This is a genomic window from Rhizobacter fulvus (assembly GCF_964020785.1).
Genome location: NZ_OZ224516.1, coordinates 3,362,160 through 3,382,594 on the forward strand (window position 1 = coordinate 3,362,160; position 20,435 = coordinate 3,382,594).

At 69.0% G+C, this 20,435-nt stretch carries 17 protein-coding genes; 10 read left to right on the forward strand and 7 right to left on the reverse strand.

The genetic code is table 11. The features are described 5' to 3' along the window. Window positions 1-76 precede the first annotated feature (76 nt). The 5 genes from hpsN to ACWH49_RS16140 are packed head-to-tail and all read left to right on the forward strand — an operon-like array spanning window position 77 to window position 5,839. On the forward strand, window positions 77-1,390 hold the full coding sequence (gene hpsN, locus ACWH49_RS16120) for a sulfopropanediol 3-dehydrogenase (protein ID WP_448172372.1): 1,314 nt from the start codon (window positions 77-79) through the stop codon (window positions 1,388-1,390). A gap of 37 nt (window positions 1,391-1,427) precedes the next feature. Next, window positions 1,428-2,402, forward strand: a complete 975-nt coding sequence (locus ACWH49_RS16125; protein ID WP_448172373.1) for a Bug family tripartite tricarboxylate transporter substrate binding protein — start codon at window positions 1,428-1,430, stop codon at window positions 2,400-2,402. 41 nt (window positions 2,403-2,443) lie between these two features. Then, entirely contained in the window at window positions 2,444-4,060 is a 1,617-nt protein-coding gene (gene betC, locus ACWH49_RS16130) for a choline-sulfatase (protein WP_448172374.1), read from the forward strand. After that, window positions 4,057-4,824, forward strand: a complete 768-nt coding sequence (locus ACWH49_RS16135; RefSeq protein WP_448172375.1) for an SDR family NAD(P)-dependent oxidoreductase — start codon at window positions 4,057-4,059, stop codon at window positions 4,822-4,824. The genes betC and ACWH49_RS16135 overlap by 4 nt, the downstream gene beginning before the upstream one ends. 13 nt (window positions 4,825-4,837) lie before the next feature. Continuing rightward, window positions 4,838-5,839: a galactitol-1-phosphate 5-dehydrogenase gene (locus tag ACWH49_RS16140; RefSeq protein WP_448172376.1), complete on the forward strand. Its 1,002-nt coding sequence runs from the start codon at window positions 4,838-4,840 to the stop codon at window positions 5,837-5,839. On the opposite strand, the gene ACWH49_RS16145 is transcribed toward ACWH49_RS16140, so the two are convergent. The 3 genes from ACWH49_RS16145 to ACWH49_RS16155 all read right to left on the reverse strand — a co-directional run bounded on the left by ACWH49_RS16145 (window position 5,840) and on the right by ACWH49_RS16155 (window position 8,694). Further along, window positions 5,840-6,589, reverse strand: a complete 750-nt coding sequence (locus tag ACWH49_RS16145; RefSeq protein WP_448172377.1) for a HesA/MoeB/ThiF family protein — start codon at window positions 6,587-6,589, stop codon at window positions 5,840-5,842. It lies immediately after the preceding gene. 138 nt (window positions 6,590-6,727) lie between these two features. Next, window positions 6,728-8,173, reverse strand: coding sequence for a S41 family peptidase (locus ACWH49_RS16150; RefSeq protein WP_448172378.1), 1,446 nt, complete (start codon window positions 8,171-8,173; stop codon window positions 6,728-6,730). Between the two features lie 200 nt (window positions 8,174-8,373). Then, entirely contained in the window at window positions 8,374-8,694 is a 321-nt protein-coding gene (locus tag ACWH49_RS16155) for a hypothetical protein (protein ID WP_448172379.1), read from the reverse strand. Between the two features lie 258 nt (window positions 8,695-8,952). Between ACWH49_RS16155 and ACWH49_RS16160 the strand changes: the two genes are divergently transcribed. The 5 genes from ACWH49_RS16160 to boxA all read left to right on the forward strand — a co-directional run bounded on the left by ACWH49_RS16160 (window position 8,953) and on the right by boxA (window position 14,882). After that, the gene (locus ACWH49_RS16160) at window positions 8,953-9,750 is read left to right on the forward strand and encodes a cupin domain-containing protein (RefSeq protein WP_448172380.1); all 798 of its coding nucleotides are present in this window, start codon (window positions 8,953-8,955) and stop codon (window positions 9,748-9,750) included. Between the two features lie 15 nt (window positions 9,751-9,765). Beyond that, window positions 9,766-10,404, forward strand: coding sequence for a biliverdin-producing heme oxygenase (locus ACWH49_RS16165; protein ID WP_448172381.1), 639 nt, complete (start codon window positions 9,766-9,768; stop codon window positions 10,402-10,404). 80 nt (window positions 10,405-10,484) lie between these two features. Next, on the forward strand, window positions 10,485-12,143 hold the full coding sequence (gene boxC, locus ACWH49_RS16170) for a 2,3-epoxybenzoyl-CoA dihydrolase (RefSeq protein ID WP_448172382.1): 1,659 nt from the start codon (window positions 10,485-10,487) through the stop codon (window positions 12,141-12,143). A gap of 12 nt (window positions 12,144-12,155) precedes the next feature. Continuing rightward, on the forward strand, window positions 12,156-13,589 hold the full coding sequence (gene boxB / locus ACWH49_RS16175) for a benzoyl-CoA 2,3-epoxidase subunit BoxB (protein ID WP_448172383.1): 1,434 nt from the start codon (window positions 12,156-12,158) through the stop codon (window positions 13,587-13,589). Window positions 13,590-13,598: 9 nt separating this feature from the next. Then, window positions 13,599-14,882: a benzoyl-CoA 2,3-epoxidase subunit BoxA gene (boxA, locus tag ACWH49_RS16180; RefSeq protein WP_448172384.1), complete on the forward strand. Its 1,284-nt coding sequence runs from the start codon at window positions 13,599-13,601 to the stop codon at window positions 14,880-14,882. Window positions 14,883-14,888: 6 nt separating this feature from the next. On the opposite strand, the gene ACWH49_RS16185 is transcribed toward boxA, so the two are convergent. The 4 genes from ACWH49_RS16185 to acsF form a co-directional block, all read right to left on the reverse strand. Then, entirely contained in the window at window positions 14,889-17,075 is a 2,187-nt protein-coding gene (locus ACWH49_RS16185; RefSeq protein WP_448172385.1) for a GAF domain-containing protein, read from the reverse strand. Continuing rightward, the gene (gene ppsR, locus ACWH49_RS16190) at window positions 17,075-18,505 is read right to left on the reverse strand and encodes a transcriptional regulator PpsR (RefSeq protein WP_448172386.1); all 1,431 of its coding nucleotides are present in this window, start codon (window positions 18,503-18,505) and stop codon (window positions 17,075-17,077) included. Before ppsR ends, ACWH49_RS16185 begins: the two co-directional genes overlap by 1 nt. Window positions 18,506-18,568: 63 nt before the next feature. Continuing rightward, entirely contained in the window at window positions 18,569-19,345 is a 777-nt protein-coding gene (gene puhE / locus ACWH49_RS16195) for a putative photosynthetic complex assembly protein PuhE (protein WP_448172387.1), read from the reverse strand. Window positions 19,346-19,351: 6 nt separating this feature from the next. After that, window positions 19,352-20,434, reverse strand: a complete 1,083-nt coding sequence (acsF, locus tag ACWH49_RS16200) for a magnesium-protoporphyrin IX monomethyl ester (oxidative) cyclase (RefSeq protein ID WP_448172388.1) — start codon at window positions 20,432-20,434, stop codon at window positions 19,352-19,354. Window position 20,435: the final 1 nt, after the last annotated feature.

Below are 20,435 nucleotides of genomic sequence, written 5' to 3' on the forward strand. Positions count from 1 at the left end.
TGGGGCCGAGAGGGTGGCCGCGGCCGCCCTTTTTCGTCGCCACGCTGTAAGCGCTTACAAACTCTGGAGGACTTCCATGACCATCACCTACCTCAAGACTGCCACCAAGACGCCCGAGACCGAAACCGCCACCGCGCAGAAGGTCGTCGCCGACATGCTCGCCGAGATCCAGGCGAACGGCGAGGCGGCGGTGCGCGCCTACGCGAAGAAGCTCGACCAGTGGGACGGCGAGATCATCGTCAGCCGCGCCGAGATCGAGCGTCGCGCTGCCGAGGTGCCGGAGCAAGTTCGGCGCGACATCGACTTCGCGATCCGCCAGGTCAGCGATTTCGCGAAGGCGCAGCGCGATTCGCTGAACGAGTTCTCGGTGGGGCTGCACGCCGGCGTCACCGCCGGCCAGCGGGTGCTGCCGGTCAACGTGGCGGGCTGCTACGCGCCGGCCGGCCGCTACGCGCACATTGCCTCCGCTTACATGGGCGTGGCGACCGCGAAGGCCGCGGGCGTCAAGACCATCATCGCCTGCTCGGGGCCGTTCCGTGGCGGGCCGATGCACCCGTACCTGCTGTACGCCTTCGACCGCGCCGGCGCCGACGTGATCATGACGCTCGGCGGCGTGCAGGCGATCGCGACGATGGCCTACGGGCTGTTCGGTGGAAAGCCCGCGGACGTGATCGTCGGTCCGGGCAACAAGTTCGTCGCCGAGGCCAAGCGCAGCCTGTTCGGCAAGGTCGGTATCGACGTGTTCGCCGGGCCGTCCGAGGTGGCGGTGATCGCGGACGAGACCGCCGACCCGGCGATCGTCGCCAGCGACCTGGTCGGCCAGGCCGAGCACGGCCACGAGTCGCCGGCGTGGCTGTTCACGACCTCGAAGCCGCTGGCCGAACAGGTGATGCGGCGCCTGCCGGCGTTGATCGATGCGCTGCCGCCGACCGCGCGCGATGCCGCCGGCGCTGCCTGGCGGGACTACGGCGAGGTGATCGTCTGCGACACCCGCGAGGAAGTGGCCGCCGTCTCCGACCGCTACGCCTCCGAACACCTCGAAGTCCATGCCCGCGATCTCGACTGGTGGCTGAGCACGCTGACCTGCTACGGCTCGCTGTTCCTCGGCGAGGAGACGACCGTGGCGTTCGGCGACAAGGCCAGCGGCCCCAACCACGTGCTGCCGACCAAGGGCGCGGCGCGCTACTCGGGCGGCCTGTCGGTGCACAAGTTCATGAAGACGCTGACCTGGCAGCGCATGACGCGCGAGGCCGCGCGCGACATCGGCGAGGTCACCGCGCGGATCTCGCGGCTCGAGGGCATGGAGGCGCACGCCCGCACGGCAGACGACCGGCTCGCCAAGTACTACCCCGGCCAGACGTTCGAGCTCGGGAGCCCGGTGGACGTTTGAATTGTCGACGTTCCTTCAACCACAAGGAGAGTACGACGTGCGTACGCGAACACTGCTCAAGAGTCTTCTCGCCATCGCGATGGCCGGGCCCCTGGCCTGCGCCTCGGCGCAGACCTTTCCGTCCCGCCCGCTGACGATCGTGGTCCCGTTTCCCGCCGGTGGTGCGCTCGACAATGTCGCGCGCTCGATCGCGGAACAGATGCGAACGGACCTCGGGCAGGCCGTGATCGTGGACAACCGCGCCGGTGCGGGCGGGACGCTGGGCAGCTCACTGGTCGCACGCGCCTCCCCGGATGGCTACACCATGCTGTTGGGATCGGTGGCGACGCATGCCATTGCGGCCGGTCTCTACCCCAAGCTGCCCTACGACCCGATCGGTGACTTCGCGCCCATCACCCAGCTGACGAGCAGTCCGCTGGTGCTGACCGCCTCGCCGCAGCTGAAGGCCGCCAACGTGGCCGGGTTGGTTGCGGCAGCCAAAGCCAGTCCGGGAAGCCTCAACTATGCGTCGACCGGCAATGGCACCGCGCTGCACCTGGCGGGCGAAGTCTTCCGCACCGCCGCGGGCATCAACGTCCTGCACGTCCCCTACAAGGGTGGCGGGCAGGCGGCCACGGCCTTGCTTGCCGGCGAAGTGAGCTACATGCTGGCCAATCCGCAACTCGTGATGTCGTTCATCCAGGCCGGCAAGTTGCGTGCTCTGGCGGTCACCGGGACAAAGCGCCTGGACGTGTTGCCAGAGGTGCCGACCATGACGGAGGCAGGTATCCCGGGCGTGGAGGTCACGACTTGGTTCGGACTCTGGGCGCCGAAGGGCACGCCAGCCGCTGTCGTCGAGCGACTTAACGCCTCGGCAAGAAAGGCGCTCGCCACGCCCGAGGTTAAGAAGCAACTGGCCGCGCAAGGCGATTCGCCCATCGGCAGCTCGGTGGAGGACTTCGCGACATTCGTTCGCGCGGAACACAAGCACTGGGTAGCGTTCGTCCAGGCCGCCGGCATCAAGCTGGAATAGCGGGACCTTGCGCGTCGCCCATCGACCTTCGGAGATTCAACGTGTCACGACCGAACATCCTCGTCATCCAGGCGGACCAACTCACCGCCAAGGTTCTTCCCATGTACGGCGGGCCCGCACTGGTCACGCCGCACTTGAACGGCCTGGCGGAGCGGGGCGTCACCTTCCTGAACGCTTACTCGAACAACCCCGTCTGCGCACCGTCCCGGGCCGCCATGCTGACCGGCCGACTTTCTTCGGAGGTCGGCTGCTATGACAACGCCGCGGATTTCCCGTCCTCGACCTTGACCCTCGCGCACTACCTTCGGCACCAGGGCTATCAAACCTGCCTGTCGGGCAAGATGCACTTTGCGGGCGCGGAGCAGTTGCACGGCTTCGAGGAGCGCGTGACGACCGACATCTACCCCTCCGACTTCGGATGGACCGCGGACTGGACGAAGACCCGGCAACCGTACTCGCCGTCCCGGATGAGCCTTCGGTCGATCGTCGAAGCAGGCCTCTGCGAACGCAATCTCCAGATCGACTACGACGAAGAGGTCGCGTATCGCGCGGAGCAGTGGCTGTTCGACAAGGCCCGGTCGGACGACGACCGGCCCTTCCTGATGTGGGCCTCCTTCACGCACCCGCACAACCCCTTCATCACGACGAAGGCGTTCTGGGATCTCTATGACCACAGCAAGATCGTCATGCCGACGGTGCCCTTCATCCCGATCGCCGACCGGGACCCGTGGTCGCAGCGCTATGCCTACACCATCAGGGCCGACGAGCACGACATCTCGGAGGAGCAGATACGGGTCGCTCGGCACGCCTACTTCGCGATGACCTCGTACTTCGACGCGCAGGTTGGCCGACTGCTGCAGGTGCTGGATCGGATCGGGGCCACCGGAAACACTTACGTGTTCGTTGTTTCCGATCACGGCGAGATGCTCGGCGAGCGAGGCTCTTGGTTCAAGTTCCAACCTTTCGAATGGTCGGTGCGTGTTCCGATGATCGCTGCCGGTCCCGGCGTCAGGAAGGGTCGCATCGAGGAGCGAGGCGTTTCGCTCATGGACCTGCTGCCCACCTTCAACGACCTCGTCTCGGACGGACAGCCGATCGCCCCGGTGGACCCGCTGAACGGGATCAGCCTGGCGGGCATGCTGCACGGGACGGACCAGCATCGCGGCGACGACGTGATGATGGAATTCCTCGGCGAGGGTGTCTATGCGCCGGCCTGCATCTTGCGGAAGGACGGCTTCAAGTACGTGCACTGTCGCAACGATCCGCCGATGCTGTTCGACCTGAAAGCCGATCCCGACGAGCGCATCAACCTCGCCGGGCGACCGGAACACGCCACCACCGAGAACCGGTTGCGCGGCGAGATCCTCACGCGGTGGGATGTCGAGGCGCTGGAGACGCGCATCCTCGAGTCGCAGCAGAGACGGCTGTTCGCGCAGGAGTCGCTTCTTCAAGGACGCTGGTCCGCGTGGGACTACCAGCCGCCTTCGGATGCCTCACGGCAGTACGTGCGGGGCGCCGTCGATCCCAACACCACAGCGACCAAGGCGAAGAAGCGCTTCCCCTTCGTGGCCGAACACCGACCGGATCATCCGCGCGATCCCGCCGCGAACCTGAACCTGGAGGCGGATCGGCCGGGCGCCGATTCCGCGATCCGATGAACCTCGGCGTCCTTTTCGATCTTCAGGGCAAACGCGCGCTCGTGACCGGCGGCAACTCCGGCATCGGCGAGGCGATGGCGACCGCGCTCGGCCTGGCCGGCGCGCGGGTGCTGCTGGTCGCGCGGCGCGAAGCCGAGCTGGCGGCTGCCGCGAAGCGCCTGGCAGCGCGCGGCATCGACGCGGCGACGCTGGCCGGCGATCTCGCCGACGTGACGACCATCGGCGCGCTCGCGAAGCGCGGCGAGGCGCTGCTCGGTGGCGTCGACATTTTGGTGAACGCAGCCGGCGTCAACCTGCGCCAACCGTTCTCCGAGGTCACGCCTGCGGCCTGGCAGACGCAGCTCGCCCTGCACCTCGGGGCGCCGTTCTTCATGACCCAGGCGCTCGCCCCGGGCATGCAGGCGCGCGGCTGGGGACGCATCCTGAACATCGCGTCGCTGCAGAGCTACCGCGCGTTCGACCATGGCGCACCCTACGGTGCCGGCAAGGGCGGCGTGGTCCAGCTGACGCGCGCGATCGCGCGCGAGTGGGGGCCGCACGGCATCACCTGCAACGCGATCGGCCCCGGCTTCTTCCCGACCGCGCTGACCGCGGCCGTCTTCGACAACCCCGAGCTCGCGCAGCGCAACGCCGCGCAGACCTGCCTCGGCCGCAATGGCGAGCTGGACGACCTGCATGGCGCGACCGTGTTCCTCGCCAGCGACGCGAGCCGCTACATCACCGGCCAGACCTTGATGGTCGACGGCGGGTTCACCGCCAAATGAACAGGAGATTCCGATGAAGGCGCTCGTCTACACCCAGCCCGGCGAGATGCAGTGGCTCGATCGCGAGATGCCGCAAGCCGCGCCCGGCGAAGTCGTGCTCGAGATCGAGGCCGTGGGCATCTGCGGCTCCGACATGCACGCCTGGCACGGCCACGACCCGCGTCGACAGCCCGGACTGGTGCTGGGCCACGAGTTCGTCGGCCGCGTCGTCGAGTCGAAGGCCCCCGGTGTCGAACACGGCACGCGCTGGACCGGCAACCCGCTGATCGTCTGCGGCACCTGCGAGTACTGCGTCCAGGGCCGCAACAACCTGTGCGCGAACCGCACGATGGTCGGCATGACGCGGCCGGGCGCGTATGCCGAGTACATGAGCATCCCGGCGGCGTCGCTGATCGCGATGCCGGCGCAGATGGATGCGACGACCGCCGCGCTGACCGAGCCGGCTGCAACGGCGTGGCACGCGATCAACCTGTCGATGCGGGTGCTGACGCGCCCGCTGCACGAGTGCCGCGTGCTGGTGATCGGCGGCGGCGCGATCGGCATGCTCGCGGGCTTGCTGCTGAAGCACCTCGGCGTCGCGGCGCTGACGATGACGGAACTCAACGCGCTGCGGCGCGCCGCGATCGCACGGCACATCGGCTGCGCGGTCGTCGATCCGCGCACCGCGCCGCTGGACGAGGCCGCGTTCGATTACGTGATCGACGCGGTCGGCGCCAAGGCCACGCGCCAGCAGGCGTTCGCGGCCGTCAAGCCGGGCGGCGCGATCATGCACATCGGGCTGCAGGACTGGGCCAGCGAGATCGACATGCGCAAGCTCACGCTCGCCGAGATCACGCTGCAGGGCACCTACACCTACACGACGGCCGACCTGCGCGCGACCGTCGCGGCATTGGCGCGCGGCGTGTTCGGCGACCTGTCGTGGGTCGAGGAGCGGCGGCTCGCGGACGGCGCACAGGCCTTCGTCGACCTCGACCAGGGGCGCTGCGCGGCGGCGAAGATCGTGCTCAAGCCCTGATCAAGGCCGCTGGCAGACTGCGCATTCGGGCGCGCGGGCGATCGCGATCTCGGTCCATTCCATGTGGCGCGCGTCCAGCATCTGCAGCCGCCCCGCGAGCGAGCTGCCGACGCCCGCCAGCAGCTTCAACGCCTCGGCCGCCTGCACGCTGCCGATGATGCCGACCAGCGGCGCGAACACGCCCATGGTGGCGCAGCGCGCCTCCTCGAACGGCGCGTCGGGCGGGAACAGGCAGGCGTAGCAGGGGTGCACGGCGTCGCGCGTGTCGTAGACCGAGACCTGGCCGTCGAAGCCGATCGCGGCGCCGGAGACCAGCGGCTTGGCATGCGAGACGCAAGCGGCGTTGACGGCCTGGCGGGTCGCGAAGTTGTCGCTGCAGTCGAGCACCACGTCGGCCTGCGCAACGAGCTCGTGCAGCCGAACCGAGTCGGCGCGTTCGCGCAGCGCGTTCACCCGCACGTCGGGGTTGATGCCGTGCAGCGTCTGCGCCGCCGATTCGGCCTTGGGTCGGCCGATGCGCTCGACGTTGTGAACGATCTGGCGCTGCAGGTTGGTCAGGTCGACCGTGTCGTCGTCGACGATCGTCAGCGTGCCGACGCCGGCCGTCGCCAGGTACAGCGCAACCGGCGAGCCCAGGCCGCCGGCGCCGATCACCAGCGCGTGGGCCGCCAGCAGCCGCTGCTGGCCCTCGATGCCGAGTTCGTCGAGCAGGATGTGGCGCGAGTAGCGCAGCAACTGGTCGTCGTTCATCGGCCGAGCATACTCATGGAGCACCCGGTGGCGGAATACCGCCACCACCCGCCGCGCGGGTCGCGGTCCGCTTGGGAGCGGCCCGGCGCTGGGCCGCGCAGCCTCGATGCAGCGTCCGCGCCAGTGTGCGTTCTCGTCTTAATTGACCGTGTCGGCTTCGGGCTTGCGCTCGACGGCGGTCTTGCTGACCAGCACCGGCTTGCCCTTCAGGCGGTTCAGCGCCTGCGCGAGCTGGAAGTCCTCGGCGCTGCCGAATTCGACCGGCGGCTTGGCGGGCGCGGCCGCACGCTTGATCGCCTCTTCCTCGAGCTTCTTGCGCGCTTCGTCGCGCGCCTTCTCGCGGGCCTCGTCCTTCTGTTCGGCGCCCTGGCCGCTCTGCAGGTGCTTCTCGAGGTCGGCTTCGCGGGTGCGCAGCGCGGCGAACAGGTTGCCCTCGGCCGTCTCGTCGATCATCACGTCCGGGACGATGCCCTTGGCCTGGATCGACGCGCCGCTCGGCGTGTAGTAGCGCGCTGTCGTGATCTTCAGCGCGGTGTCGGGCGACAGCTGGCGCACCGTCTGCACCGAGCCCTTGCCGAAGGTCTGCGCGCCCATCAGGACCGCGCGCTTGTGGTCCTGCAACGCGCCGGCGACGATTTCGCTGGCCGAGGCCGAGCCTTCGTTGACCAGCACGATCAGCGGCACCTTCTTCAGCGCTTCCGGCAGGCGGCGCAGCGGGTCGCTGCCGCCGCGGCGCAGGTAGTCGCTCGGCGAGGCCTTGAAGGTCTGCTTCGAATCGGCGATCTGGCCGTTGGTCGAGACGACGACCGCGTCGGCCGGCAGGAACGCCGCCGAGATCGCGACGGCGCCTTCGAGCAGGCCGCCCGGATCGTTGCGCAGGTCGAGCACCAGACCCTTGAGGTTGGGCTCCTGTTTGTAGATCTCCTCGAGCTTGCGGGCGAAATCCTCGACCGTGCGGTCCTGGAACTGGCTGACGCGCAGCCAGGCGTAGCCGGGCTCGACGATCTTGGAGCGCACGCTCTGGGTGCGGATCTCCTCGCGCACGATCGTCACCGGGAAGCTGCGGCTCTCGCTCTTGCGGAAGACCGTGAGCATGACCTTGGTCTGCGGGTCGCCGCGCATCTTCTTGACGGCCTGGTCGACCGTCAGGCCCTTGACCATCGTGTCGTCGATCTTGGTGATCAGGTCACCGCTTTTCAAGCCGGCGCGGAACGCCGGCGAGCCTTCGATCGGGCTCACGACCTTGACCAGGCCGTCTTCCATGCCCATCTCGATGCCGATGCCGACGAAGCGGCCGGTGGTCGCCTCGCGGAATTCCTTGAACGACTTCTTGTCGAAATACTGCGAGTGCGGGTCGAGGCCGGAGACCATGCCGCCGATCGCGTCGCCGATCAGCTTCTTCTCGTCGACCGGCTCCACGTAATCGGTCTTGATCATCCCGAACACCGCGGCCATCTGCTGCAACTCTTCGAGCGGCAGCTGCGACACGCCGTTGCGGGCAGTGGCCTGGAGTTGCATCGTGGTGAGCGCGCCGGCGACCGCGCCGACGGCCAGCCATCCGGCGACCTTGAGTTTGGCACCCATCAACGACCCCTTGTCTTGCCCGTCGGCACTGTGAATCTTGCTCAATTGAAACCCTGCGTTCAGTATATTCCGCTGTCTTTCACTCGGATGCGCGCCGGCGGGGAAAGTTGCACGATCCGCGCGCTGCAAATGCAGCCAACGGCAGCCTTCTCAAGGGAATGGGCGGCGTAAAGAAACCTGAAGCGCGGGCCGGCGGGCCATCACTCCTTCTTGCCGGGCTTCTTGTCCGCGGCGGGCGCGGGCGGCGGAGAGGGCGAGAAGAACGAGTCGAACAGTTCACCGGGCACCGTGTCGTAACCTTCGGTGACGTCCGCGCCGTGCAGCAGTTCGAACGACGAGACGACCCAGCCGCCCGACGACACGGTGGCCTCGGGCAGGGTCGGCGCCGGCGAGGCGGCCGTTCGCGCTGCCGCGGCGGACGCCGCCACGTCGGCCGCGTCGACGTACTCGCCCAGCGGCGCCGCTTCGGTGATGCGCCAGATCAATCGCTTCGCGGCGGGCGTCGGCTTTCGCTGAACCATGACTCTCTCTCCAAGTCCTCTGCGCAGTTCATCCCGGAAGTGCGAACGGATTGTGAACTGACGATCCTAATCGCCGTCTCCCGATGCGCCAATAGCTCGACCCGGGGGGAGGGGCTGATCCCGGGACATCGCTTCCTACGCGCTGGGCAGGAGATTGGACGCAGGCACCGCGATACGTCCGTGCGGTCGAGGAACTATCCTGCGAACCGTTGTTGTCGATGGACCGGCGGCCGCCGCCGGTCACCAGGGACCCCGCACATGCAGAAAATGGTCGAAACCGTGTCCTTCCAGACCGCCGGCGTGTTCGTCACCCGCAAGGAACAGTTGCGCTGGCTCGACGCCTCGCGACCGGGGCTGCGCGTCGCGGCTGCCCACGAAGACCGCGCGTCGGGCCGGTTCCTGGGGCTGCTCGGCTTCGATCCGCTCGCGTCCTCGGGCCTGCACCAGCACGTCGACGTGGCCTTCAGCTACGTGCTCAGCGGCGCGTTGACCGACCATGCGGGAACCACGGTGGCCGGCCAGGCCGGCATCAACCTGCCCGGCTCCACCCACGACGCGATTGCGTACACCGCGTCGCTGCTGGCGTCGCGGCTGGACGGTCCGGTGCTGTACTGGCCCGAGGAGGGCCGGGAGGACGCCCCGCACCTGCACGCCGGCGGTCGCGACGCGCGGTTCGGCAATCCCCAGCCGGAACGGGAGCCGACCGTCAGCATCACCGTGAAGGACATCGCGCCGCTGCCCACCTGGGTCGGGGGCGTGCAGCGGCGGCTGATCTGCGACTACCGCGGCACCGCGCACGATTTCCGCCACTGCGCGCTGACGCTCATCCCCGGCACGCGCATCCCGCCGTTCCGCACCGCAGCGCCGCTCGAGCTCTTCATGATCGGCGGCGGCGTGCGCGTGAACGGCAGCCTGGTGCTCGCCGGCGGGTTCGGCGTGATCGAGGCCGGCACCCAGGTCGAGATGGCGAGCGATTTCGGGGCGTACCTGCTCGCGTGGTCCGAGGCGCCGATCGCCTGGACGGACCGCGCCGGCGGCGACCTGTTCGGCTTCTGAGAGAGGCGGTCCCGCTTGATCCCGTCCCTCGCCGAGCGACTCAAGACCGAAACCCGATCCCTGCACACCGCAGCCGAGCGCAGCCACTTCATGGGCGCGCTGATGCGGGGAGAGGTCGATCGGGCGGCCTATTGCGCGCTGCTGCGCAACCTCAGCGCGATCTATGGCGCACTCGAGCCCGCGCTGGTGCGCCATGCCGGCCATCCGCTGATCGCGCCGCTCCACGCGCCGGCCCTGTTCCGGGCGACTGCGCTCGCGCGCGACCTGGGCCACCTCCATGGGCCGCGGTGGGCCGAGGACCTGGCACTGCAGGACGCGACACGCCAGTACGTGGCGCGTCTGCACGAGTTGGACGCGCGGCGCCCGGCGCTGCTGGTCGCGCATGCCTACGTGCGCTACCTGGGCGACTTGAGCGGCGGCCAGATGTTGCGGCGCGTCGTGGCGCGGAACCCGGCGCTCGGGGGCGAGCAGGGGGTGGCGTTCTACGACTTCGGCGATACCTTGGCGACGCGCGCCCTGACCGAATCCTTCCGCGCCGGCCTGGCATCGCTCGCGCCCGAGGTGTCCGAGGCCGACGCGCTCGTCGCGGAGGCCCGGCGGGCGTTCGGCCTGCACCAGCAACTGTTTGAGGAACTGGCTGAAGAAATCCCTTGAACCGGCGGTAAAAATGCATTATTCTGCATCTCTTGCCAGCGCAAGAAGTGCATTTCAGTGCTTATTGACAGGAGACACCCGTGACCCCAGCCCCGCGCGTCGATTACAGGACAGCCCCCGCCGATTACCGGCATTGGAAGCTGAAGTTCGAAGGTCCCGTCGCCACGCTGGCCGCGGATTTCGACGAGAACGCGGGCCTGCGCCCCGGCTACAAGCTCAAGCTGAACAGCTACGACCTCGGCGTCGACATCGAGTTGAACGACGCGATCAACCGCATCCGCTTCGAGCATCCCGAGGTCCGCACCGTGGTGCTGACCAGCGCCAAGGAGAAGGTGTTCTGTTCCGGCGCCAACATCTTCATGCTCGGCGTGTCCAGCCATGCCTGGAAGGTCAATTTCTGCAAGTTCACGAACGAGACGCGCAACGGGCTCGAAGACTCGTCCCAGCACAGCGGGCTGAAGTTCCTGGCCGCCGTCAACGGCGCGTGCGCCGGCGGCGGCTACGAGCTGGCGCTGGCCTGCGACGAGATCATCCTGGTCGATGACCGCTCGTCGGCCGTCAGCCTGCCCGAGGTGCCGCTGCTCGGCGTCCTGCCCGGCACCGGCGGCCTGACCCGCGTGACCGACAAGCGCCATGTGCGCCACGACCTCGCCGACCTGTTCTGCACCAGCGTCGAAGGCGTGCGCGGGCAGCGCGCGAAGGACTGGCGCCTGGTCGACGAGATCGCCAAGCCGGCCCAGTTCGCGGCCAAGGTCCAGGAGCGCGCGCTGCAACTGGCCGCGCAGAGCGATCGCCCGGCCGACGGGCAGGGCGTCGCGCTGACGCCGCTGGCCTGCACGATCGAGCCCGACGCGCTGCGCTACACCCATGTCGACGTGGCGATCGACCGCGCCAGGCGCACCGCCACGTTCACGGTCAGGGGCCCGAGCGGCGCGCAGCCGGCCGACGTCGCCGCCATCGTCGCGGCCGGCGCCGCCTGGTACCCGCTGCAGATGGCGCGTGAACTGGAAGACGCGATCCTGCAGATGCGCACCAACGAGCTCGAGATCGGCACCTGGCTGGTCAAGACCGAGGGCGACGCCGCCGCCGTGCTCGCGAGCGACGCCGTGCTGCTGGCGAACCAGGACCACTGGCTGGTGCGCGAGACCACCGGCCTGCTGCGCCGCACCTTCAGCCGCTTCGACGTCTCGTCCCGCAGCCTGTTCGCGCTCATCGAGCCGGGCTCGTGCTTCACCGGCAGCCTGCTCGAACTGGCGCTGGCCTGCGACCGCGTCTATCACCTCGCGCTGCCGGACGACGAAGCGCGCGCGCCCAAGATCACCGTGGCGGAGGCGAACTTCGGCCTGTTCCCGATGATCACCGGCCAGAGCCGCCTCGGCCGCCGCTTCTACGACGAAGCGCCCGCGCTCGACGCCGTTCGCGCCCGGGCCGGCCAGCCGCTCGACGCCGACGCCGCGTTCGCGCTCGGCCTGGTCACCAGCAACCCGGACGACATCGACTGGGCCGACGAGGTCCGCATCGCCGTCGAGGAGCGCGTGTCGATGTCGCCTGACGCCCTGACCGGCATGGAAGCCAACCTGCGCTTCAACGGCCCGGAGAACCTGTTCACGCGCGTCTTCGGCCGCCTGACCGCGTGGCAGAACTGGATTTTCCAGCGCCCCAACGCGGTCGGCGACAAGGGCGCACTCAAGGTCTACGGCAAGGGCGACAAGGCCGCGTTCGACTGGAATCGGGTTTAAACGGAGTACCCCATGAGCACCACCACGATCAACTACAGCGAAAAGATCCCGAACAACGTCAACCTGAGCGAGGACCGCACGCTGCAGCGCGCGCTCGAGCAGTGGCAGCCGAACTTCATCAACTGGTGGGACGACGTCGGCCCCGAGAACTCGACCAACTACGACGTCTACCTGCGCACCGCGGTCAGCGTCGATCCGCAGGGCTGGGCCCAGTTCGGCCACGTCAAGATGCGCGACTACCGCTGGGGCATCTTCTTGAACCCCGGCGACGCGAACCGCGAGATCCACTTCGGCGACCACAAGGGCGAGAAGGCCTGGACCGACGTGCCCGGCGAGCACCGCGCCAACCTGCGCCGCATCATCGTCACGCAGGGCGACACCGAGCCGGCCTCGGTCGAGCAGCAGCGCCACCTCGGGCTGACCGCGCCGAGCATGTACGACCTGCGCAACCTGTTCCAGATCAACGTGGAAGAAGGCCGCCACCTGTGGGCGATGGTCTACCTGCTGCACAAGCACTTCGGCCGCGACGGCCGCGAGGAGGCCGACGCGCTGCTCGAGCGCCGCAGCGGCGACGAGAACAACCCGCGCATCCTCGGCGCGTTCAACGAGGCGACGCCGGACTGGCTCAGCTTCTTCATGTTCACCTACTTCACCGACCGCGACGGCAAGTTCCAGCTGTGCGCGCTGGCCGAGAGCGCGTTCGATCCGCTGGCCCGCACGACCAAGTTCATGCTGACGGAAGAGGCGCACCACATGTTCGTCGGCGAGAGCGGCGTCTCGCGCGTGATCCAGCGCACCGCGCAGGCGATGAACGAACTCAAGACCGACGACGTGGGCAAGCTGCGCGCCGCCGGCGTGATCGACCTGCCCACGGTGCAGCGCTACGTCAACTTCCACTACAGCGTGACGATCGACCTGTTCGGGGCCGACCAGTCGAGCAACGCCGCCACCTTCTACAGCTCGGGCCTGAAGGGCCGCTTCGAGGAAGGCAAGCGCGACGACGATCACCTGCTCAAGGGCCAGACCTACCGCGTGCTCGAGGCGCAGAACGGCCAGCTCGTCGAGAAGGAAGTGCCGATGCTCAACGCGCTGAACGAGGTGCTGCGCGACGACTTCATCAAGGACTCGATCGCCGGCATCAACCGCTGGAACAAGGTGCTCGAGAAGGCCGGCGTGCCGCACCGCCTCACGGCGCCGCACAAGGCCTTCCACCGCAACATCGGCGCGCTGTCGGGCGTCAAGGTCTCGCCGGACGGCCGCATGGTCAACGAGGCAGAATGGGCCGCCAAGGTGGACGAGTGGCTGCCCAGCCGCGAGGACCGCGCGTTCGTCGCTTCGCTGATGGGCCGGGTCGTCGAGCCGGGCCGGTTCGCCAACTGGATCGCCCCGCCGGCGATGGGCATCAACCGCCAGCCGGTGGACTTCGAGTACGTGCGTTTCGACTGACGACACCCCATGGACATGGCCGTTGACGCAAAGGTGATCAAGCAGCACTTGATCGATCCGGAGATCTGCATCCGCTGCAACACCTGCGAGGCCATCTGTCCGGTGCAGGCGATCACGCACGACTCGCGCAACTACGTCGTCGATGCGGCCAAGTGCAACCTGTGCATGGCCTGCATCTCGCCGTGCCCGACCGGCTCGATCGACAACTGGCGCACGGTGCCGCGGGTGAAGACCTATCCGATCGACGAGCAGCTTCTGTGGGACGAGCTGCCGGCCGAGTTGTCGCCCGAACAGCTCGCGGTCGAAGGGGTCGCAGCCGGCGCGATCGCCGTCGAGGTCGTCGAAACGGCGGCCACCGCTGCGGTCGGTGCGGTCGACGCGCCGTTCAACAGCGCGCAATACGGCGCGACGCTGCCGCCGTGGTCGGCGGCCCACGCCTACACCAACCTCTACGGCCCGAAGGCGGCCGACAAGAGCATCACCGCCACCGTCGTCGGCAACGTGCGGGTGACGGAGGTCGGCAAGGAGTACGACACCCACCACCTCGTGCTCGACTTCGGCGCGATGCCGTTCCCGGTGCTCGAGGGCCAGTCGATCGCGGTCGTGCCGCCCGGCACGGACGTCGACGGTCGCGCCCACCACCCGCGCCAGTACTCGATCGCGAGCCCGCGCAACGGCGAACGGCCGGGCTACAACAACGTCTCGCTGACGATCAAGCGCGTGCTCGAGGACCACCAGGGCCGCCCGGTGCGCGGCGTCGCCAGCAACTACCTGTGCGACCTGAGCGTGGGCCAGACGGTGCAGGTGATCGGGCCGTTCGGGGCCAGCTTCCTGATGCCCAACCACCCGAAGAGCCACGTCGTGATGATCTGCACCGGCACCGGCTCGGCGCCGATGCGGGCGATGACCGAATGGCGGCGCCGCCTGCGCCAGTCGGGCAAGTTCGAGAGCGGCAAGCTGATGCTGTTCTTCGGCGCGCGCACCAAGGAGGAGTTGCCGTACTTCGGCCCGCTGCAAAGCCTGCCGAAGGACTTCATGGACATCAACTTCGCGTTCTCGCGAACCGTCGGCCAGCCCAAGCGCTACGTGCAGGACGCGATGCGCGAGCGCGCCGCCGACCTCGCGCCGCTGCTGGCCGACCCGAACGCGTACTTCTACGTGTGCGGCCTCAAGGCGATGGAGGAGGGCGTCGTGCTGGCGCTCCACGACATCGCACGCCAGGCCGGGCTCGACTGGGACCTCGTCGGCTCGTCACTGAAGAAGCAGGGCCGCCTGCACCTCGAGACCTACTGACCCGCGCTACGAGTCGAACAGGCGGATGCGGCCGAACAGCTGCGCCGCCCGGCGGGTCGACGCTTCGAGTTCCTCGAGCAGCGGCGCGACGCCCGGGGCGGTGCTGCCGTCGGCGATGTCCATCGCTGCCAGGCTGGCGTTGGCGAGGATCGCGCCCATCACATCGCTCGGCACGCCCAGGCCGATCGTGTTCGCCTCGTCGCGCACGCCGCCCTGGGCGATCGTCTGCGACAGCGAGCGCTCGAGATGCAGGCGGGCCTCGCTGACGCGCTGGGTGCCGGTGCGGTCGACCACGATCAGGAAGTAGCCGAGCACCGAGCCGTCCCGCGCCGGCACGACCTCGGCGCGCACCGTCACCGGCAGCGTGCCGGCGTCGCCGCCGAGCCGCAGGTCGAGCTCGCCATGCCAGGGCTGGCGCTCGTCGCGCAGCGTCGCCAGCACCTTGCCGGCCAGCGGCGCCTGCACGAACAGGCTCGGCACCTCGGTGCTGCGGGCGTCGCCGTGGCGGCCCGACAGCATGCCGAACGCGTCGTTGACGAACAGCACGCACCCGCGCGCATCGGCGATCACGACCGGCTCGGCCGAGCTGCCGACGGTGCGGCGGATCTGCTCGATCTGGTGCTCGGCGATCAACAGCCGGACCGCGTTGATCTGCACGATGATGTCGACCAGCGAGGCACCGAACGCGCGGCCGAGCGCGAGCTCGCTGTTCGTCCACGGCAGCGCGGTGCCGCGCACGATCTCCGACCAGGCAGCGAACGAGCTGCGCGGCGACAGCTCCATCGGGTTGTTCGCCACCATCGGCTTGGACGGATCGCCGGCCCAGGTGACCGTCAGCAGCTGCTCCTTGCGGAACCACATCAGGTAGTCGGGCTTGGTCGTCGACAGCTTCACCGCGAGCACCCCGCTGGCGGTCGGCGTCAGCGGGTCCAGCGCCGGGTTCGCACGCGCGACCGACGAGCAGCTGAACAGCCCGTCGCCCGGCTGGCCATCGACCCACTGCAGCAGCGCGCGCAGCTCGGCGGTCGAGGGCGCCTCGCCGGCCGTCAGCAGCTCGCCGTCGTGGAACAGCGCTGCGCCGGTCGCTTCGAGCGGCTGCAGCACGGTGCGCGGGTTGCGGAACAGCGCGAGTCGCCAGTCGCCTTCGGTGGACGTGGCCTCGACCAGGCGCTGCTCGAGCCGGCGCACCTGGATCGCGACCTGCGCGTGCGCATAGTTCTCGATCGCCGCGATGCGCGTGGCCGCCACCTCGGCCAGCAAATCGGCCGCCGAGCGCACCGCGAAGCGCAGGTTGCGCGGCGCGTAGTGGTGGCAGGCAATCAGCCCCCACAGCTTGCCCTCGCGCACCAGCGAGACGACCAGCGTCGCGGTGACGCCCATGTTCTTCAGGTACTGCAGGTGCAGCGGCGACATGCTGCGCAGCTGGCACATCGACATGTCCAGCTCCTCGCCGGCACCCGGGAGCTGGCGCGGCACCAGCGGCGACGGTTCATAGTGCACGTCGACCAGCACGCGCAACCGGTTGCGCAGGTAGAGCTCGCGGGCGCGCTGCGGGATGTCGGTGGCCGGGTAGTGGTGGCCGAGAAGCGATTCGAGCCGCGGGTCGCGTGCCTCGGCGATGATCTTGCCGTGGCCGTCCGGGTCGAACTTGTAGACCATCACCCGGTCGTAGCCGAGCATGTCGCGGAAGCAGCGGACCACGCTGTCGGCCAGCGTGCCGATCGCCGAGGCATTGCTGAAGCGCTGCACCGCCACGCCGAGCAGTTCGCGCAGTTGCGGGCCGGGGATGTCGACGGTCTCGGCGCTGGCGTGTTCGGCACCGGTCGGCTCGATCTCGACCAGCAGCGTGCTTGCGCCGACGCGGTGCAGCGTGCCCTCGAAATCGCGCGCCGCGCCGCCGACCGGCAATTGGCAGCGCAAGGGCACCGGCTCGGCGAGCGGGGCCGAGTTCTCGCAGGCCTGGCGCACCTGCGCCGCCAGGTCGCCGCCGAGTTCAGTGACTGGCTGGTTCAGCAGCGCCTCGGCATGCACCCCCAGCAGCGACTCGACGTTGGCGCTCGCCTGGACGATCCGCAGGTCGGGCTCGTGCAACGCCATCAGCACGCCGTGCGGCTGCACCGAGCCGGCAAGGTGGATCAGCTCACGTTCGCAGTTGGTGAGATCCGCCTGGCCGAACGCGGGGCTGGTCAGCACTACGCCGCGCCCGTGTCCGAGGAAGCGCGGCGCTGCAGGCGGCGCGCGAGGCTGTCGGTGCTGACGCCGAGGATCGCGGCCGCGGCCGGCAGGTCGTCGCCGGTGCGCTGCAGCGCCAGCATCGTGAAGTGATCTTCGGCCAGCAGCGTGGCGTCGCGCACGATGTCGGCCAGTGCGCGCTCACCCAGGCCGGTCGCGAGCGTCTCGATGCCGGCCTGCAACGCGGCAGCCAGGCCGTCGCGCTGCGTGTCGTCGAACGCCGGCCGCTGCGAGGCGCGCGCGACGCGCCGCACCGTGAAGCCGATGCACTCCTGGTCGCCTTCGGTCAGCAGCGCAGCCGCGATCTCGATCTGCGCCGCGTCCGCGCCGCTGCGCCGCACCCACGACTCGACATGCCGCGCGATGCCGTCGCGCCTCACCTTCGCGACCAGCGCGGCGAGTGGCGAATCGGCCAGGCTGAGCCAGTTCATCAGCGGGTGACCCCTCGCGTCCGACTCGGTGGCCAGGCCGACAAGCTCGAGGAAGGCCGGGTTGGCGACCTGGATGCGGCCGCTCGAATCGGTCACGACGACGCCGTCGCTCGCGGCGTCGACGAGGCGCGCGATGCTCTGGTTCAGCGCGCCCGCGGCAGGCGCCGCGTCGAGGGCGCGCAGCCGCACCAGCAGGCGCATTGCATCGTCGGCGCGGAACGGCGTCGCGACGACGCTGGTGCCTGTCTGTGTGCCGAGCAGGCGCGCGCGGATCTCGCCGCTCTTGCCGGTGGCGCGTGCGTTGCCGAGCAATTCGTTGATCGCGCCGCGCGAATGGTGTTCGAAGCCGGAGCCGATCGGCCGGCCCTTCAGCTGCTCGGCCGGCAGGTTCCACATCGCCGCCGCGGCCTGGTTGGCCTCGATGATCTGCAGCGTGTCGGCATCGACCACCAGCACCGCGTCGGTCGCGACCTGGAACAGCAGCTGGTAGCGCGCCTCGGCCTGGCGCGCCTGCCAGTAGCCGCGTTCCATCTCCTGCTGCGATTCGACGAAGCGCTTCTGGATCGCGGCGATCGCGCGCAGGTCGCGGCCGGCGGCCAGCACCGGGCCGTCGACGCCCAGCCGGATTGCGGTGTACGCGACCGGAATGCTTTCGTTGGCGCCGAGCGGGTGGTTGACCTCGCGGCGTCGCGCGATGCCGGTGGCGGCCACTTCCTTCAGTAGGTTCTCGATCTTCGGGCGCGTTTCGCCGCTGACCGTGTCGATCCACGCGCGGCCGACCCATTGCGCCGCGCCGGGGGCGATCGGGTCGGCGCCGCCCTGCGCCACGTTGCGGATCACGCCGTCGGAATCGATCACCAGCGCGATGTCGCTGGCCAGCGAGACGAAGGTCTTCGCCAGTTCAGGCGCCCACGGGGAGAGCGCCGCCAGGTCGGGGTGCTTGGAGGTCGAGTCGCTCACGCCGCACGTCCTTTCGGTCTCGAACAGACAGGCAAGCCGACCATGGATTTCATCCGCCGGATTCTAGGCGGGTGGCCCGGTCGCTCTTGAGCGTAAACCCCAATTCCAGAGGGCCTGCGACGGCAGCGGCAGGACCATGAACCAGTGCTCGAGGATCGCCAGGCTGAGCAGCGTCCCCGCGAAGGTGAGCGTCGTGGCGTCGAACGCGCCGATGCCGTGCGCGGCCGCGGCCTGCCACAGTTCGACCGCCAGCCAGCTCGAGACCGCGACCGAGACCGGGAACAGCGCGTTCATCGGCGCGCGGCGGAAGTAGGTCTGCAGGTAGGCCAGGTGCGGAGGCAGGAAGCTCTCGCTCAGGTTGCGCACGCCGAGGAACACGTTGAGCTTCGCGCTCTGCCGCATCACCCAGAAGATCGCGAAGGTCAGCAGCCCGGTCGGGTTGGCGCCGCCCCAGGTGAGCGCGAACACGGCCAGACCGAGCACGACCAGCGCGAGCTCGTGGTGCAGCAGCGTTTGCAGCGCGAAACCGGCGCGCCGCCAGCCGGTCGAGCCCCGCGGGCAGGGCGTGCGGCGCGGCCCGGTCACGTAGCCGAGCAGGAACGCGATCTCCTGCCACGCCCAGACCATCAATGCGCAGGTGAAGGCGAGGTAGGCGCCGGTCACGCGCACGTCGTCTTTCGTGGCCGCCAGGCCAAGCAGCGCGATGCCGAGCAGCAAACTCGCGGCCAGCATCGTCCACGGGTGGGTGCGGCGCGGCAGGCCGTTGAGGTACAGGATCGCGCCCGTGCTGAACCACCACGCGAACAGCGTGTAGGCCACCGGCAGCAGGTAGACGGACACGGGCCCCTACCAGGTCGGCGCCAGGCGCGCGTTCTGCGGCAGCGGGTTGCGCTGCGCGGGCAGGCAGTACAGGCGCGCAAAAGTCAGGCCGGCGGCCAGCGTCAGGCCCAGGCGCCGCGCGCCGCCGACGAGCCCGCCGCGGGCGCGCGCCGCTTCGGTGGCGACCGAGATCAACCGCAGCTTCTCGAGGCCGGCATGGAAGCGCGGGTCGTCCAGGTTGAGCGTCAGCGGGAACACCTGCTTGGTGATCTCGGAGGTGATGCGGAACACGTCGAAGTCGTACGCGGTCGCGTCCAGCCCCATCGCGGCATGCATCTCGGGGCGCTGGTGGTCGCGCACGTACATCGTCGCGAACACCGCGAGCACGAAGAAGCGGATCCACAGCTTGTTGACGCCGGTGAGCAGCTTCGGGTTGGCGCGCAGCAGCAGCGCGAACGCCTCGCCGTGGCGGAATTCGTCGTTGCACCACAGCTCGAACCACTTGAAGATCGGGTGAAAGCACAGCTCCGGGTGCTTCTCGACCTGCCGGTAGATCGCGATGTAGCGCGCGTAGCCGATCTTCTCGGACAGGTAGGTCGCGTAGAAGATGAACTTCGGACGGAAGTAGGTGGTCTTCTTGGCCTTCGCGAGGAAGCCCAGGTCGACCCCGATGCCGAAGTCCTTCAGCCACTGGTTGATGAAGCCGGCGTGGCGCGATTCGTCCCGCGCCATGAAGCCGAACAATTCCTTCATGTCCGGATTGGTCACCCGCTTGCGGATCTCGGCGTAGAGCACGCAGCCCGAGAACTCCGAGGTGATCGAGCTGATCAGGAACTCCGAGAACTCCTTGTACAGCGCCGGCGGCAGGTCGGAGCAGTCGGCCATCATGTCGGCCGGGCGCTGGAAGTGGTCGGTGTTGGTGTCGGCGCGGAACTCGTTCATCAGCGCTTCCCACTGCGCGCGGATCGGCTCGACGTCGATGCGGTCCATCGCCGCGAAATCGGTCGTGTAGAAGCGCGGGGTCAGCACCGTGTCCTGCAGCGCGGCCTGCGTCGCGGTGTTGATCGGGCCCTTGGCGGCCACGGGGGCGGAGGCGGCGGTAGCGTTCATC